At 42.9% G+C, this 893-nt stretch carries 2 protein-coding genes; both read left to right on the top strand.

All coding sequences use genetic code 11. The features are described from left to right. Positions 1–158, top strand: a 158-nt coding sequence (locus tag A3739_RS27995; RefSeq protein WP_197472089.1) for a winged helix-turn-helix domain-containing protein, incomplete at its 5' end; no start/stop codon positions are given. Positions 159–210: 52 nt separating this feature from the next. Next, a partial coding sequence (locus tag A3739_RS05725; RefSeq protein ID WP_156502380.1) for a phosphate regulon sensor histidine kinase PhoR occupies positions 211–893 on the top strand: 683 nt, incomplete at its 3' end.

Here is an 893-nt window from a genome sequence, read left to right as displayed (position 1 = left end):
TATTGGACCTCGTTTGGGGTGGTAATGTGTATGTGGAAGAACGCACTGTTGATGTACACATTCGTCGTTTGCGCAAAGCGATCGGCAAACGCCATGAAGCCTTAGTTCAAACTGTTCGAGGTACCGGTTATCGTTTTTCTACCAAAACGGCGCATTAATTGGCTAATATAGCCTTATCTATTTTGTGCGAGTTTAAAGGAAGCAAAGCGAATGCATAAACGCGCGTCTGCACATGTCCGCTATTTAGTGTGGGCATTTGTGCTAGCTGTTTTACTCGGCTTAATCACGGACCTTCTCCTTCCTAGTCTTCTGGTGTTCTTTGCGAGCTATAGCTTGTGGATGGTGCGACAAGCACTTCGTTTACATGCTTGGCTCTATCCAACTAAAAAGCCAAAAGAAGTGCCTGAAAGTTATGGTTTATGGGGAGACCTTTTTGAAGGTTTGTATTACACCCAATTGCAAAATAAAAAGGCACGTAAGCGCTTAAGCAAAATGATTAAGCGTGTTCGTAATTCGGCGAATGCTCTGAAAGATGCCGTTGTGATGACCAACGAAATGGGGCAAATGGATTGGTGGAATGAAGCCGCAACGCGATTATTTGGCTTTGATGATGATAAAGATCAGGCTCAACTTGTTACAAATTTAGTAAGAGATCCTGAATTTAAAGCCTATTTTGACGCAAAGAAATATGATGACGCTTTAGAAATCACATCCCCGACTGATCCCAATCTCATTATTCGTATTCACATTACTTTGTTCGGTAAACAGGAACGTTTGATCTTGGCGCAAGACGTCACGCGCCTACATCATTTAGAACAAATGCGACGTGACTTTGTCAGTAACGTCTCGCATGAGCTACGTACACCATTAACTGTGATTCGCGGTTATCTCGA

This window comes from Oleiphilus sp. HI0067 (assembly GCF_001635735.1).
Note: the sequence above shows the minus strand (reverse complement) of the source record. Positions and strands in the feature narration are given on the sequence as shown.